The sequence below is a fragment of the Amycolatopsis sp. NPDC114503 genome (genome assembly GCF_055633655.1).
In genome coordinates, this window is sequence record NZ_JBVKDT010000004.1 from 373,833 (window position 1) to 389,901 (window position 16,069).

Annotated in this window: 9 protein-coding genes and 1 riboswitch; of the genes, 2 read left to right on the forward strand and 7 right to left on the reverse strand. The window is 70.3% G+C overall.

The annotated features are described in order from the left end of the window. Positions 1–215: 215 nt before the first annotated feature. From ACZ7OI_RS18900 to ileS, 7 genes are all read right to left on the reverse strand, one after another. Positions 216–1,544 carry an aminotransferase class V-fold PLP-dependent enzyme gene (locus ACZ7OI_RS18900; RefSeq protein WP_470265492.1) on the reverse strand — a complete coding sequence of 443 codons (1,329 nt, stop codon included), beginning with the start codon at positions 1,542–1,544 and terminating at the stop codon, positions 216–218. Positions 1,545–1,584: 40 nt separating this feature from the next. Further along, positions 1,585–1,699, reverse strand: a riboswitch (SAM riboswitch). A gap of 95 nt (positions 1,700–1,794) precedes the next feature. Beyond that, positions 1,795–3,273 (reverse strand): potassium/proton antiporter, encoded by a 1,479-nt coding sequence (locus ACZ7OI_RS18905; protein ID WP_470265493.1) that lies wholly within the window; start codon positions 3,271–3,273, stop codon positions 1,795–1,797. Between the two features lie 100 nt (positions 3,274–3,373). Further along, positions 3,374–4,069 (reverse strand): ArsR/SmtB family transcription factor, encoded by a 696-nt coding sequence (locus ACZ7OI_RS18910; RefSeq protein WP_470265494.1) that lies wholly within the window; start codon positions 4,067–4,069, stop codon positions 3,374–3,376. Between the two features lie 40 nt (positions 4,070–4,109). Further along, a complete protein-coding gene (locus ACZ7OI_RS18915; RefSeq protein ID WP_470265495.1) occupies positions 4,110–5,768 on the reverse strand; it encodes a penicillin-binding transpeptidase domain-containing protein in 1,659 nt (552 codons plus the stop codon). A gap of 71 nt (positions 5,769–5,839) precedes the next feature. Further along, a complete protein-coding gene (locus ACZ7OI_RS18920) occupies positions 5,840–7,231 on the reverse strand; it encodes an amino acid permease (RefSeq protein ID WP_470265496.1) in 1,392 nt (463 codons plus the stop codon). A gap of 49 nt (positions 7,232–7,280) precedes the next feature. Further along, the gene (locus ACZ7OI_RS18925) at positions 7,281–7,880 is read right to left on the reverse strand and encodes a helix-turn-helix domain-containing protein (RefSeq protein WP_470265497.1); all 600 of its coding nucleotides are present in this window, start codon (positions 7,878–7,880) and stop codon (positions 7,281–7,283) included. 92 nt (positions 7,881–7,972) lie between these two features. Next, a complete protein-coding gene (gene ileS, locus ACZ7OI_RS18930) occupies positions 7,973–11,134 on the reverse strand; it encodes an isoleucine--tRNA ligase (protein WP_470265498.1) in 3,162 nt (1,053 codons plus the stop codon). Positions 11,135–11,545: 411 nt separating this feature from the next. Here ileS and ACZ7OI_RS18935 point away from each other — a divergent pair, with 411 nt between their 5' ends. Together ACZ7OI_RS18935 and ACZ7OI_RS18940 are read left to right on the forward strand one after the other, a co-directional pair. Then, a complete protein-coding gene (locus ACZ7OI_RS18935) occupies positions 11,546–13,315 on the forward strand; it encodes an HSP90 family protein (RefSeq protein WP_470265499.1) in 1,770 nt (589 codons plus the stop codon). Beyond that, the gene (locus ACZ7OI_RS18940) at positions 13,315–16,038 is read left to right on the forward strand and encodes a hypothetical protein (RefSeq protein ID WP_470265500.1); all 2,724 of its coding nucleotides are present in this window, start codon (positions 13,315–13,317) and stop codon (positions 16,036–16,038) included. The genes ACZ7OI_RS18935 and ACZ7OI_RS18940 overlap by 1 nt, the downstream gene beginning before the upstream one ends. The last annotated feature ends 31 nt before the right edge of the window (positions 16,039–16,069 follow it).

The window sequence follows — 16,069 nt, forward strand, 5'->3', positions numbered from 1 at the left end:
AGGGGATCAAACAAGAGACTGAAGCCACTCATCTGTCAAAACCGAATGATCCCCCCGAACCCCAGAAAAAATCACTGGACCCCACCAGGGACCCCCCCCACTCCTCGGCCCGAAACGTCGGCTTAAAGCGATCCCGCACGCGACGGCGAAGCCGGCGCCATCAAACCCAGTCCTGCCGAGCCACCAACCAAAACCGGCGCCCTACCCCCGCACACTCACCCACAAAACCCCGGCAACTCCCGCGTATCCCCCACCGGCCCCCACCGCCCGTCAACCTTGGCGTACTCCCACCGAGCCCCCCGAGCCACGATCTGCCGCAACGCCAGCACCAGCCGATCCACGTGCTCCTCGGTACTCCCCAGCCCCAGGCTCACCCGAACCGCCTGCTGCCCCTCGCCCCCGGCCTCCCGAATCAACCGCCGAGCCGCGACATGCGCACAGAACGCCCCGTCCCGCACCCCGATCCCGTACTCAGCCGACAGCACCGCCGCCAACCACCCCGGCTCGAACCCGTCGACCACAAAACTCACCGTGCCGACCCGATCCACCGGCGCGTCAAAGAACCGCAGCTCAGCAAATCCAGGCAAGCCCTCGAGCCCCTTACGCAACCGCTCCAGCAACGCAGCCTCATGCGCCTCCACGGCCTCCCACCGAGCCGCCAACTGCTCGCAGGCCACCCCGAGCGCATACACCCCAACGGTATTCGGCGACCCAGCCTCGTGCCGCTCCTCACCGCTGTTCCACACCACGGCTTCCTCGGTCACCAGCTTGGTCGCCCCACCACCGGCGAGATACGGCTCAGCCGCCCGCAACCAGTCGCTGCGCCCGACCAACGCCCCAGCCCCAAACGGCGCATACAACTTGTGCCCGGAAACCGCCACGTAGTCGACATCCAACTCCCGCAACGAAATCCGCCGATGCGGCGCGAGCTGAGCCGCGTCCAACGCCACCCGGGCCCCGTGCTTCCGAGCCACCGCAGCAATCTCCGCCACCGGCAACAACTCGCCAGTCACATTCGACGCCCCAGCGACCACCACCAACCGAGGCCCCTGCGGACATTCCGCCAGCGCTTCGTCCACAACGGACACCGCGGCAAGCCGAGTCCGCGGCAACTGCACCCGCCGAACGTTCGGCCCCCGCCACGGCAACAGCGCGGCATGGTGCTCACTGTCGAAAACAACCACAGAAGTCTTACGCGGCAACGCTTTCGCCAGCAGATTGAACGCATCAGTCGTGTTGCGCGTGAAGATCACCGAGTCACCGCTGCGAGCATCCACGAACCGGCGCAGCACACCCCGGGTCCGCTCGTACAACCGAGTAGAAACCTGCGACGCAAACCCAGCACCACGATGCACGCTGGCATACCAGGGAAGAAACTCGTCCACCGCCGACCGCACCGCGTCCAGGCACGGCGCGCTGGCCGCGTGATCGAGATTCGCGTAACCGATGTCGCCGCCCGTCACCAGCGGCACCCGCAGCGCCGCACCGGCAACAGTGGGAACAGCGGCAACAGTTTCCGTGGACCGGTCGAGTGCGAGAGTCATGACGGCGCCTCCTCGGCGTTCCGGGGGACCCCCGGCGAGGGGCCCGCGCTTGCCCGTCGCGCTGCGCGACCGGCCTGGTCCTCACCCGGGGCACCCCACCGCGGTAGGAGGGTTGCCGGCCAGCAAGCCGGGGCTTCGCGCTGGCACTCATGACCTGAAACCGACGATAGCGGAAAACCGGGGAGCGAAACCAGCCCCGTCCCGTGATCTGAGACAGCGGTCACACGGGTGTCCACAAAGGACAGAGGGGTCAGGCCCCGGATTCCCCGTGCCAGCGAGCAAGACGACCGGCCCGGTCGACGGCCCGGATGCGCTGTTCGGTCGCGTCGCGGTCGGCGGCGGTCGTGACCACCAGAAGCTGGTCTTCGACCTGCAACCGGCTGGTTTTCTGCGGGGTGAAGGCAGTGCCGCCGCGGACCACGAGACTGACCGTCGCCCCGGCGGGCAGGCGCAGCTCCGACAGGTACACGCCGTGCAGCTTCGACCCCTTCTGGATGCGCACCTGCAGCAGTTCCGCGCCAAGCTCGTCGAGCGGTGCGGCGTCGACCTCGATCTCCTGCGCCTGCGTCGCCTTCGCCAGCCCGAGGATCCGCGCGAGCGGACTGAGCGTCGCGCCCTGCAGCACGGTGAGCACGATGACGAGCACGAAAACCGCGTCCACGAGCCGTTGCGCGCCGGGCACGCCCTCGGACAGCGGGATCATCGCGAGCACGATCGGCACCGCGCCCCGGAGCCCCGCCCAGGACAGGAACACCTGATCCCGCCACGGCAAACGGAACGGCAGCAACGACAGGACCACCGACAGCGGCCGGGCGAGCAGCAGGACCACGGCGCCCGCGACCAGACCCGGAATCAGCGTTTCGAGCAGCCGGGTCGGCGACGCGAACAGGCCGAGCAACACGAACAGGCCGATCTGCGCGAGCCAGCCGAGCCCTTCGGCGAACGACAGGGTGTCCGACCGGTGCGGCAGCTTGGAGTTCCCGAGTACCAGGCCAGCGACGTAGGTGGCGAGCAGGCCGGACGCGTGCGCGAGTTGTCCCGAGGAGTACGCGAGCACGCACACCGCCACCGTGGCGAGCGGGTACAGACCGGTCGCCGGGAGCGCCGCCCGGCGCAACGCCTGCGCGCCCAGCCAGCCGAACGCGAGGCCGAGCACGAGACCGGTGAGCAGTTCGTAGACCACCAGCAGCGGCAGTGACCAATCGACCGCTTCGCCGGACGCGAGCACGACGACCGCGATGTAGGCAGGCGCGTCGTTGATGCCGGATTCCAGTTCCAGCGCGCCGACGAGCCGTTTCCCGACCCCGGCCGTGCGCAGCACGGAAAACACCGCCGCGGCGTCGGTGGACGCGAGAACCGCGCCCCACAGCAGGGAGAGGCGCCAGTCGAGGCCGAGCAGCCAGTGCAATGCCGCGCCGGTGACCGCGATGCTGATCACCACGGCCACTGTGGACAGCAGGATTCCGGGCCCCAGCGAGGGTTTCACCGCGGACCAGCGCGTGGTGAGCCCGCCTTCGGTGAGGATCAGGACAAGCGCGGCGAGGCCGAGCGACTGGGTGAGCGCCGGATTGTCGAAGCGGATGCCGAACCCGGCTTCCCCGAGCACGACGCCGATCCCGAGATACAGCAGCAGCGACGGGAATCCGAGCCGGATGGACACCCGCACCGCGACGACCGAGACGACCAGAACCAGCGCGCCGACGCCCAGCACCATGGGAAGCTCGTCCATTCGCCCGCCTCCCTCCCGGTCGCCCGCAGGCGTCCAGAATAGTGAGGCAGTGTCCGGTTCCCGACCGCGCACCACCGGTGCGGGGGACCACCCAGGTGTGTTACGACGCCTCGGCGGCACTCACCGTCGCGAGATCGACACCGAGCGCGGCGAACGGCCCCCTCGCGCCCGGCAGAACCCGGACCGCGCGCTGCTGGTCCCGTGTCAGCCATCCCGCCTCGACCGCCCGCTCCAGCACCGCCGCCGGGACCGCGCCGGCGAGGTGCTCGCGCCGCTCTGTCCAATCCAGACAGTCGCGCAGCAGCGGCCGCCGCGGCCGATCCGGCACCGCCACGCCGAGATCGGCCAGCACCTCGCGTCCGGCGTCGGTGAGCGCGAGCCCGTCCGACACGTCGATCAGTCCCCGATCGACCATCCCGTCCCGCAACGCGACCCCGAGCGTCCCGGCCAGATGGTCGTAACAACTGCGCGCGAAGGACAATCGCTGTACCCGCAACGAAGTCCGCAGCCCGGACGGCCGTTTCAGTTCGGCATGCTGCGCCAAATGCTCGATCAACTCCGCAACCCGCGGATTCGCAAGCCGCACGTACGCGTGCCGCCCCTGCTTCACCCGGGCCACGAACCCGGCCTCGGCCAATCGCGTCACGTGCTCGCTGGCCGTCGAAACCGCGATCCGCGCGGCGGCGGCCAGTTCGCCGACCGTCCAGGCGCGGCCGTCGAGCAGCGCGAGGCACATGGTCGCGCGGCTCGGGTCGGCGAGAACAGCGGCGACCTCGGCCAGTGCGACGGTTTCCATGCCTCAACGGTAGAGCGGGGACACTTCGGCCGCGGCCGAACTACAGCGCGTCGAGGAACTTCGCGCCGAGCGAGACGGCCGGTTTGGAGTCGTTGGCCCCCTCCAGGAAGACCGCGAACGCCAGGTCGCCGCGGTAGCCGACGAACCAGCCGTGCGCCTCCGCGCCGTCGCCGAACTGCGCGGTGCCGGTCTTGCCGAACACCGAACCGGAGTGCGACAGCCCGGTCGCCGTGCCGCCGGTGACGACCTCGCGCATCATCGGCCGCAACGCCGACAGCACCGACGACGGCGGCGGATTGTAGCCGGTGTTGACCTTGGTGCCGTCCGCCCACAGCCGCGGCACGACCGCGTGCCCGGACGCCGCGGTCGCCGCCATCACCGCCGCTCCCATCGGGCTGACCTGCACCTTTCCCTGGCCGATGCCGTCCTCGACCTGCTCGTCCGCATTCGCCGCCGGGTCGACGCGGCCCAGCTCGGTGGACAGGCCGCCGATCCCGAAGTCGGCGTTGAGGCCGAACTGGGTGGCCGCCTTCGCGAGTCCGTCGGCGGGCAGCTGCGACGCGAGCCGGGCGAACGTGGTGTTGCAGGACTTCGCGAACGCCTTGTGCACGGTGGTCGTGCCGAGGTCGAATCCCTCGTTGGAGAGCGTGCGGGTGCCGATCCGGTCGGTCAGCGGGCACGGCACCGAGGAATCCGGCGTGACCAGCCCGGCTTCCAGCGCCGCGGTCGCGGTGACGATCTTGAACGTCGAACCCGGTGCGTACTGGCCGCTGAACGCCGACGCCGCGTTGGTGACGCTGGCATTCTGCGCCACGGCGAGCAGATCGCCGGAAGACGGCTGGATCGCGACCAGGACCGCCTTGCCGTGATATCCGTCGACCGCCGCCTGAGCTGCGTTCTGCGTCGCGACGCTGAGCCCGGTGGCGGCCGGTTTGTGGTCGCCTTCGGGATTTCCGAACAACGCCTCCAGGCTCTTGCCCGAAGCGTCCACGCGCTCGACCGCGAAGGCTTCGGACGCCTGCCCGTGCCCGGTGAGCGCCGAACGGAGCAGCGGGAACGCCTTGTCGTCAGCCAGTTTCAGCCCGCCGCTGCCGGACACGACGAGCGGTTTGCCGTCGCGGTCGACCACCGCCGGCACGTCCGAGGACGCGAGCGCCAGCCGCTGCCCGGCTTCCAGCTTGGGGTGCAGGACCGTCGGCGCCCAGTGGACACGCCACTTGCCCTGCGCCTGGACGAGGCCGAGGTTGCCGGTGTACGTCCAGGTGCGGCCAGGGCCGAGGTTCCAGGTGATGGTGTAGGCCGCCGTGGCCTTGTCGCCCTGCGCCGCGCCGACGTCGCCGAGCTTGGCGGTCAGCTGCGTGGGCCGAAGCATCGCCCACGCGTCCTGAAGCGCGGAAGAGGCGTCCGTCGGAGCGTCGGTGGCCTTGCTGGCCGTGTCAGCGTCCTTCGTGGCGAAGGCGAGCAGGTACTCGCGGGCTGCCGAGCTCGGGTCGTTCGGCTCCGCGGCGGTCGACGCCGGCTCCGAACCCGGCGAGGCCGCCGTCGGTCCCCCGCCGCCGAGCAGCACGACCGCTGCCACCACGATCGCGACCACGGCCAGCGCGCCCCCGATCAGCACGCCCTTCTTCCCGGCAGGACTCACCGTCGCATCCCCCTCGCCCCACGCGGTCCGCCCGCGTCCCTGGCTCAGCTTGCCCATCGCGGAACAGAACCGGGTGTTACCTCGGGGAACGCGACAAATTCGTGATCAATGCCGCGCTGTATAGGTCGTTATACAGTTTGGTCGGCCTTCCGGCGGGCGCGCTGCCAGCAGATCCCGGCCACGACCAGGACCGCGACCAGCACGCCCGAGCTGATCAGCTGGATCCTGGCGTCGTGGTCGGCGAGCAACACCGCCAGGATCGCGACCATCGCGGCCAGCGTCGCCCAGGTCAGATACGGGAAGCCCCACATCCGCACGGTCAGGCTCTCCGGCGCGGTGCGTTCCAGCTGCCGCCGCACTCGCAACTGGGTGCAGGCGACCAGGATCCACACGATCAGCAGCACCGAGCCGACCGCGTTGAGCAGGTACTGGAAGACGGTGTCCGGCCAGAGCGCGTTGAGCGCCACGGCCACGAAGCCGAACAACACCGAAGCCGCGACCGCGAAGACGGGCACACCGTTTCGGTCCACTTTGGTCAGTGCGCGAGGAGCGTGTCCGCGTCGGGCCAGCGAGTACACCATGCGCGCCGCGCCGTACATGTTGGTGTTCAGCGTGGACAGCAGGGCGAACAGGATGACGACGTTCATGATCTGCCCGGTCGCCGGGATCCCGATGCGTTCGAGCACCGCGGCGAACGGGCTCTGCCCGGCCTGGACGCTCGTCCACGGCAGGAGCGAGACGATGACCAGCATGGAACCGACGTAGAACACCGAAATCCGCACGACCGCGTTGCGGACCGCCCTGCCGACGGCGTGCGCGGGATCGTCGGACTCCGCGGCGGCGATGGTCACCACTTCCAGGCCGCCGAAGGTGAAGACGACGGCGAGCAGACCGGTGCCGACGCCTTGCCATCCGTTGGGCAGCAGACCGCCGTGGCCGAGGAGATTGCCGGCGCCGACGAAGGACGTTCCCGGGAGCACGCCGAGGAAGGCGAGCACCCCGAGGACCAGGAAGGCCACGACCGCCACGACCTTGATCAGCGCCAGCCAGAACTCGAGCTCGCCGAATCGGGACACCGCCGTGAAGTTGACCGCGGTCAGCACGGCCATGAAGATCAGGACCAGCGCCCACTGCGGAATGCCGGGCAGCCAGCCGTTGACGATGATGGCGGCCGCGGTGGCCTCGACGGCGAGCACGACGACCAGCGCGGCCCAGTACAGCCAGCCGATGGCGAACCCGGCCCACGACCCGAACGCGCGCTCGGCGTGCACGGAAAACGACCCGCTGGCCGGGATCGCGGCGGCCATTTCCGCCATCATGCGCATGACCAGCATCGCCAGCGTGCCCGCGAGCACGAACGACAGCACGATGCCGGGCCCGGCGAGCTTGATCCCGACGCCGGAGCTGACGAACAATCCCGAACCGATCACGCCGCCCATCGCGAGCATGGCGAGGTGCCGCTGGCGCAAGCCGGCGGCCAGCCCCTCGGGAGCGGCTTCGGCGGCGGCTTCTGAAGTCATGGGAAATCCCTAGCAGACGCTTCCCGGCGCGGCGCAGCTCGGTCGTCCGTCAGGCCGAAGACCGGCTGGGCCGGTAACGCGCCTTGAGATGGAAGCGTTCGCCCTGCGGACCGAGGATGCTGAGGAATTCCACCGCGTGCTCGTCGGCGTTCCCGAACCAATGCGGCAGATGCGTGTCGAATTCGGCGACTTCCCCGGCCTTGAGCACGAAATCCCGGTCGCCGAGGATCATCCGCATCCGCCCGCTGAGGACGTACAGCCAGTGGTACCCCTCGTGCGAACGCGGATCCGGGTCGAGCCGGCCGGTCAGTCCGGCCGGGAGAATCTGCTTGTACACGTGCAATCCGCCGGGTTTGCGGGTCAACGGCAGGACGGTCATGCCGTTGCGGCTGAACGGCCGGGGATGCACGCGGGGGTCGCCGCTGGGCGGGGCGCCGACAAGTTCGTCGAGCGGCAGCTGATAGGCCTTGGCCAGCGGGAGCAGCAGTTCCAGGCCGGGTTTGCGCTGCCCGGATTCCAGCCGCGACAACGTGCTCACCGCGATGCCGGTGGTCTCCGACAACGCGGTGAGCGTGGTCCCGCTGCGGCGGCGCAGCTCGCGCAGCCTGGGCCCGACCGCGGCCAGCACGGCGTCGAACTCATCGCTCATCCGCCCATGGTGCGGGCGGCTTTGCGGTTTCCGCCAAGAATTTTGCTGAAACCGCGGTCTTGCTCCGGCTCCCGGAGCAAGACCGCGGTGCCTCACGCCTTCGCGACCGCCACGCGGACCTTCACGCCCTCGCCGACCGTGCCGTCGAAGCCCTCGGCCACCTCGCCGTAGGACACCGACGTCGCGAGCGTTTCGGACGCCACGAACTCCTCGTGCTTGCGCACCGCGTCCGCCACCTCGCCGACGGCGTCGACGGTCAGCGAGATCCGGTCTCCGACGTCGAGACCGGCCTCACGGCGGGCCTGCTGCACGACGCGGACCAGGTCGCGCGCCAGGCCCTCGGCCGCCAGTTCCGCGGTGACCTCGGTGTCCAGCACGACCAGACCGGCCCCGCCGGGCAGTTCGGCCGCCGCGCCGCCGCCGGCCGCCACCAGGCGCCGGTCGTACTCGCCCTCGACCAGTTCGACGCCCGCCGCCACGACCGCGCCGGACGCGTTCGTCGTCCAGTCGCCCGCCTTGACCGCCTTGATCACCTGCTGCACGGCCTTGCCCAGCCGAGGCCCGGCCGCCCGCGCGTTCACCGCGACCTCGAACGTGCCGTGCGCGGCGACATCGGCGGTCAGCTCCACCGACTTCACGTTCACCTCGTCCCGCAGGATCTCGGTGAACCCGCGCAGCGGTTCGACGTCCTCGGCCGCGACGACGAGCTTCGCCAGCGGCAGCCGCACCCGCAGCTTGTTCGCCTTGCGCAGCGCCAGCGCCGACGACGCCACCTGCCGCACCTTGTCCATCGCGGTCACCAGCGCGGCGTCGGCGGGCAGGTCGAGCGCGTTCGGCCAGTCGGTCAGGTGCACCGAACGGCCGCCGGTCAGCCCGCGCCACACCGTTTCCGTGGTGAGCGGCAGCAGCGGGGCGATGACCCGGCAGGTCACCTCCAGCACGGTGTGCAGCGTGTCGATCGCGTCCTGCTCGCCCGCCCAGAAGCGGTCGCGCGAGCGGCGGACGTACCAGTTCGTGAGCACTTCCAGGAAGTCCCGCACGGTCTGGCACGCGCCCGCGATGTCGTAGCCGTCCATCGCGGACTCGACGTCGGTGACGAGTTCGTGCGTCTTCGCGAGCACGTACCGGTCGAGCAAGTGCGTGGAATCCGTGCGCCACTGCCCCTGCTTGCCTTCGGCATTCGCATACAGCGCAAGGAAGTAGTACGAGTTCCACAGCGGCAGCACGGCCTGACGGACCGCGTCGCGGATCCCCCGGTCGGTGACGACGAGGTTGCCGCCGCGCAGGATCGGGCTCGCCATGAGGTACCACCGCATGGCGTCGGACCCGTCGCGGTCGAAGACCTCGTTGACGTCCGGGTAGTTCCGCAGCGACTTCGACATCTTCTGGCCGTCGGAGCCGAGCACGATGCCGTGCGACACGCAGGTGCGGAACGCCGGCCGGTCGAACAGCGCGGTCGCGAGCACGTGCAGCAGGTAGAACCAGCCGCGGGTCTGCCCGATGTACTCGACGATGAAGTCGCTCGGGTAGTGGTGCTCGAACCAGTCGGCGTTCTCGAACGGGTAGTGCACCTGGGCATAGGGCATCGAGCCGGAGTCGAACCACACGTCGAGCACGTCCGGCACGCGGCGCATGGTGGACTTCCCGGTCGGGTCGTCCGGGTTCGGCCGGGTCAGCTCGTCGATGTAGGGCCGGTGCAGGTTGTCCAGCCGCACGCCGAAGTCGGCCTCCAGCTCGTCGAGCGAGCCGTAGACGTCGATCCGCGGATAGGCCGGGTCGTCCGAGCGCCACACCGGGATCGGCGTGCCGAAGTAGCGGTTGCGGGAGATCGACCAGTCGATGGCGTTCTCCAGCCACTTGCCGAACTGGCCGTCCTTGACGTTCTCCGGGTACCAGGTGATCTGCTGGTTCAGCTCGACCATCCGGTCCTTGAACTGCGTCACCGCGACGAACCACGACGAGACCGCGCGGTAGATCAGCGGGTTCCGGCAGCGCCAGCAGTGCGGGTACGAGTGGTCGTAGGTCTCGTGGCGCAGCAGCACCGCGCCCTGGCGCTCCGCGCCGCCGGTGCCGTTCTTGAGGTCCCGCACGATGTTCGGGTTCGCGTCGAACACCAGCTGCCCGGCGTAGTCCGGAACGGTCTCGTCGAACTTGCCGTGGTCGTCCACCGGCGTCACCGGGGCGATCCCGGCCGCGTCGGTGACCACCTTGTCCTCGGCGCCGTAGGCGGGCGCGATGTGCACGACGCCGGTGCCGTCGTCGGTGGTGACGTAGTCCGCCGACAGCACGCGGTGCGCGTTCTCCGTGCCGACGAAGTACGGGAACGGCGGCGCATAACGGGATCCGAGCAGCTGCTCGCCGGTGTAGTGCGCGACGACGGCCGGCTCCTCGCCGAGTTCACGCGCATACGCGGCGACACGGGCCTCCGCGAGCAGGAAGCGCTTGCCGTCGTTCTCCACCACGACGTACTGCACCTCGGGATGCACGGCGGTGGCGAGGTTGGACGGCAGCGTCCACGGCGTCGTGGTCCAGATCAGCAGGTACGTGCCGTCGAGCTCGTTGTCGTTGCCCTCCAGGCGGAATCCGACCGTGACGGCCGGGTCCTGGCGGTTGCGGTAGACGTCGGCGTCCATGCCAAGCTCGTGGTTGGACAGCGGCGTCGCGTCGCGCCAGCAGTAGGGCAGGACGCGGTAGCCCTCGTAGACGAGTCCCTTGTCCCACAACCGTTTGAACGCCCAGAGCACCGATTCCATGTAGGTGACGTCGAGCGTTTTGTAGTCGTTGTCGAAGTCGACCCAGCGGGCCTGGCGGGTGACGTACTCGCGCCATTCGTCGGTGTAGCGCAGCACGGACTCGCGCGAAGCCTCGTTGAACTTCGCGATGCCCATCTCTTCGATCTCGGTCGTCTCGGTGATCCCGAGCTGCCGCATCGCCTCGAGTTCGGCGGGCAGGCCGTGGGTGTCCCAGCCGAACCGCCGCTCGACGTGCTTGCCCTTCATCGTCTGGTAGCGCGGGACGATGTCCTTCACGTACCCGGTGAGCAGGTGCCCGTAGTGCGGGAGGCCGTTGGCGAAGGGCGGGCCGTCGTAGAAGACGTACTCGTTGTCGCCGTTGGTGCCCTCGGGACGGGCGTCGATGGTCGCCTGGAAGGTCCGGTCGCTCTCCCAGTACGCGAGGACGCTCTCCTCCAGCGCGGGGAACGACGGCTGGGACGGGACCGTGGTCTCTCCGCCCGGCGAAGCCTGGGGGTACATCCGGGTGCTCCTTGCGTTCGTCGCTCGTACGGGCGACCGGCGGCCGCCCACACGGGGACGAGACGCTCGCGCGTCACGCGGTACCACCCCGCTTGCCCGGCACGCTGCTCCCGGGCCACTCGTTCGCACGGCTGTCACGGGCCGCACCCGTCCGGTTCTACTGCGGGCTCGCGCCCGGTTCTTCCGGAGGCTCCCCGGTGATGGCCGGATCGACGCCTTGCTGTCACCAGGTTAACCCGTCGCCGCAACTCGCTTTCGCCCTGCCCCGGCCGTGCTCGCGTCTTCACCCGGGCCAAGACGCGGAAATCGATGTCCGGCACCGGGTTCCGCCGATACGGTAACGACCGGGCGTGCGCGGCGGATGTGCCGGGCAGATCTCCCTTCCGGCCACAGCACAGGAGTCGAGCACGGGTGAACCGTAGTTTTCAGGTGGATCTTCGCGGGGTCGTCGACCTGCTGAGCCAGCACCTCTATTCCAGTCCGCGCGTGTACGTGCGGGAACTGCTCCAGAACGCCGTGGACGCGGTGACCGCGCGCCGGGCGGCCGACGATTCGGCGCCCGTCGGCATCGCGATCGACGTCGACGGCGGGACGCTGCGGATCACCGACACCGGGATCGGCCTGTCCGAGGCGCAGGTGCACGAACTGCTCGCGACGATCGGCCGCAGCTCCAAACGGGACGAACTCGGCTACGGCCGCCGGGATTTCCTCGGCCAGTTCGGGATCGGGCTGCTGTCGGCGTTCCTGGTCGCCGACGAGACCCGCGTCGTCACCCGCTCCGCGACCGGCAGTCCCGCCGTCTCCTGGACCGGCCGCGCGGACGGCACCTACGCCGTCGGACCCGGCGAACGGGACGCGATCGGCACCACCGTCACGCTCACCGCGCGCCGCGGCGCCGAGCAATGGTTCGTGCCGGAGACGGTCGCCGACCTCGCCACGCTGTACGGCTCGATGCTGCCGTTCGAAATCACCGTCAACGGCAAGGCGATCAGCGGCGCCGGCGTCCCGTGGCAGGCCGACGAACGGTCCGCCGGGCACCGCTCCGCGGACCTCGTCGGCTACGCGCAGGAGGTCCTCGGCTTCACCCCGTTCGACATCGTCGACCTCGACGTGCCCGAGGCCGGGCTCACCGGCGTCGCCTACGTGCTGCCGTTCCCGGCGAACCCGGCCGAGCACGCCGGGCATCGCGTGTACCTCAAGCGGATGCTGCTCGCGGAGAACGCGCCCGGGCTGCTGCCGGACTGGGCGTTCTTCGCCCGCTGCGTCGTGGACACCGGCGAACTGCGGCCCACTGCGAGCCGCGAAGCGCTCTACGACGACGACCAGCTCGCCGCGACCCGCGAAGCGCTCGGCGAACAGCTGCGCGGCTGGCTCGTCGGGCTCTCGAACACCCATCCGCAGCGGCTGAACCAGTTCCTGAAGATCCACCACCTCGGCGTGAAGGCGCTCGCGCTGCACGACGACGCCATGCTGCGGCTGGTCGACGAGTGGTGGCCGCTGGAAACGAACGTCGGCCGGATGACGCTCGCCGAGTTCCGCGCGCGCTACGGCGTGCTCCGCTACTGCGCGACCGCCGACGAATTCGACCAGCTCGCCGGCGTCGCGGCCGCGCAGAACCTGCCGGTGATCAACGGCGGCTACACCTACGACAGCGAACTCGTCGAACGCGTCCGCGCGCTCGAACCGGACGTGCGCGTCGAGCGGCTCGACCCGAGCGAACTCGCCACGGCCTTCGACGATCTCGACCCGGAGACCGCGCTGGCAGTCCGGCCGTTCGCGGCGGCCGCGCAACGCTGCGTCGACCGGCTCGGCTGCGAGGTGGTGCTGCGCGAGTTCGAGCCCGCCTCGCTTCCGGTGCTCTATCTCGTCGACCGCGCCGCCGCTTTCGCCGGCGAATTGCGCGCGACCAAGGAAGCCGTGGACGAGCTGTGGGCCGGGGTGCTCTCGGCCTTCGAGAAGCCGGAACGGGAACGCCCGCAGCTCGTGCTCAACTACCGCAACCCGCTGGTGCGGCGGATTTCCCGGCTCGAGAACGAGGAATTGACCTCGCTGGCCGTCGAATCCCTCTACGGACAGGCGCTGCTGCTCGGCAGGCACCCGATCCGGCCCGCCGACTCCGCGCTGCTGAACCGGGCCTTCCTCAGCCTTCTCGACCACGCCGTCCCGAACCGGGAGAACTGATGACCGCGCCGACCGGACAAGAGCTGTGGGACCGGCTGTCGTCGGCCCGGGACCTGCCCTTCGGCAAAGGTCAGACCGCCGCGGTGGAGAGCCTGGTCCGGACCGCCGACGCCGAGGGCATGCCGGACCTGCAGTACGCCGCCCGGCTCTCGCTGCTCCGCGCGTACACGCACGGCGGCGAGCCGGCGAAGGCGTTCGTGCCGTTCGCCTGGTGCCTCGCCGAGCACGACAAGGGCAACGGCGACGAGAGGTGGGACTACATCCTCTTCTGGTCGTTCAAATCCGTCGTCACGTCGCTGGCCGACTTCCCCGAGGTACCGCTGGATCGCACCTACGCCGTGCTCGACGACATGGAGCGCCGGTACCGGGCGGCCGGGTACTCGATGAACCCGGTGCACCAGCACCGGCAAATCGTGGCGCGGCACGTCGGCGACCACGAAACGGCCGTCGAGCAGTACCGGCTCTGGAACGCGGCGCCGCGCGGCGAGATGTCGGACTGCGCCGGCTGCGAACCGTCCGCCAAGATCTCGCACCTGAGCCGCTACGGCCGGTTCGAGGAGGCCGTCGCGGTCGCCGAACCGGTGCTCGGCGGCAGGTTCACCTGCAGCGAGCAGCCGAACGGGATTCTCTCGTCGCTGCTGCTTCCGTTCGTCCGCACCGGACGGCTCGACGAGGCGGCGCGAGCGCACCGGCAGGTGTACCGCACGATCCGGCACAACCGGCTGGACCTGGACCTCGTCCCCTGCCATCTCCGGTTCTGCGCGCGCACCGGCAACCACGTGCGCGGGCTGGAAATCCTCGAGCGGCATCTCGGCTGGCTCGGCGACGCGCCTTCCCCGTACGTCGAAATGGAGTTCTGCGCGTCCGCGGCGCTGAATCTGCGGCTGGTCGCCGAATCCGGCCACGCCGACGCGACCGTGCGGCGGACCGGCGGCGAGATTTCCGTCCAGGCACTGCACGACGAGCTTTCCGAACGGGCGCTGGGCATCGCGGCCCGCTTCGACGCCCGGAACGGGACGAGCGAGCAGAGCGACCTGATCCGCGGTCTCCTCTCCGCCGAGCCGATCGTGGACCACCTCCCGCTCTCCGGGACCGCCCCGCGCCCGGCCCCGGCGCGGACGCCCGCCGCACCGTCCTTTCCGGACACTCCGGAAGAGCTGGCGGACCTGGCCGAAAAGCACTCCCGGCGCAGCGAGGACGCGGCCGCCGAGGCCGTCTGGGCGAAGTTCGACGAACTGTGCCCGGAGCCCACCGGGTCGCTGCTGGCCCGGCGGCTGTCCGGGTCCGCTTCCGCGGCGGCGGACCTCGAAGCCGCTGCGCGCGATTGGCTGCGTGCCGCCGAATTGTTCGCGGCCGAAGGCGACGAGATCGCCCGGCACACCGCCGCGAGCAAGGCCGGACTCGCCCGCTGCCAACTGGGCGAACCCGGCCTTGCCGACCTCGCCGACGCCGCCGAGGCGCTCGCCGGGCTCGGCGACCGGGAGCAGCACGTCCGCGCCCTGATGCGGTGGTCCGTGGGGCTTTCCGAGACCGACGACCTCGACGCCGCGTTCGATGTTCTCGCCCGCGCCGAAGCCGCAGCCACGGAGCTGCCCGCCGATCTGACCGCCCGGCTCTCGCTGCTGCGTGCCGAACTCACCGCGCGCAGCGGTCGCCTGCCCGAAGCGCGAGAACTGGCCGAACGCGCGACGGAACTGTTCGCCGAAGCCGGTTTAGCCGACCAGGAGGCGTGGGCGCGTCTGATGGCCGGACGAATGGCCGCCGCGACCGGCGAACTCGAGGCGGCTTACGCCCTCTTGCGGCCCGCCGAATCCGCCGCTGCAGCCGGCCTGCGCGCCCAGGTGCGGCACACCCTCGGCATGGTCGCGTCCGACCTGCAGCTGCTGGAAGAAGCCGTAGGCCACTACCGCGGCGAGGTCGCTGATCTGACCGAGGCCGGGGACCGGACCGGGACCGCGCTCGCCCAGCTCCGCCTGGCCGCCGCTGCCGAACGCGCCGGGGACGCTGGGACTGCCGCCGACGCGGCCGAGGCGGCGATCGAGGTCCTGGAACGAGGCGGCGACGAGGACGAACTGGCCAGAGCGCGCTACCTGCTCGCCGGGGCGCACCGCACGCTCGGTCAACGGGATCCGGCGCTGGCCCTGCTGGAACAGGTGCTCGACCACTTCGTCGCCGCGGGGCACCAGCCCGCAGCCGGACAGGCGGCCGAGACCATCGGCGACGTCCTCGACGAACTCGATCGCGACAGTGCCGCCGCCGAGTCCTACCTGCGCGCGGCGGAGTACTTCAGGGAGAGCGAAATCCCGGTCGACGCCGTGCGGAACCTCCGCCAGGCAGCGGTGTCGTGGCGATGGGCGCGGCAACCGGACCGGGCACTCGCCGCGCTGGCCGAAGCGGAGACAAGCGCCGCGGCGCTCGAAGGCAACGAGCCGCCGGTCGTCTGGGAACGAGCGATGGTCGCCTTGAACGGCGGCCGGTTGCTGGCTGCCGCCGAACAGCCGGAGGAGGCACTGCCCCGGGCGGCCGCGGAACTGCTCCAGGCACTCGGTGCGACCACCGAGGCCGCGATCGCGACCGCGCTGCAAGCCCGGCTGCTGTTCGAGCTGGAGCGCCCCGCCGAGGCACGAACCGCGGCGGAGGCGGCGATCTCGGACCTGCCGCCGGAGGCGACGGAGCAGATCTCGGAACTCCGAGCGCTGCTGACGATTCTCGACGTGAAGTAGGCGTTGCTCCGCCGAGCCCGCAGGTTTCTCT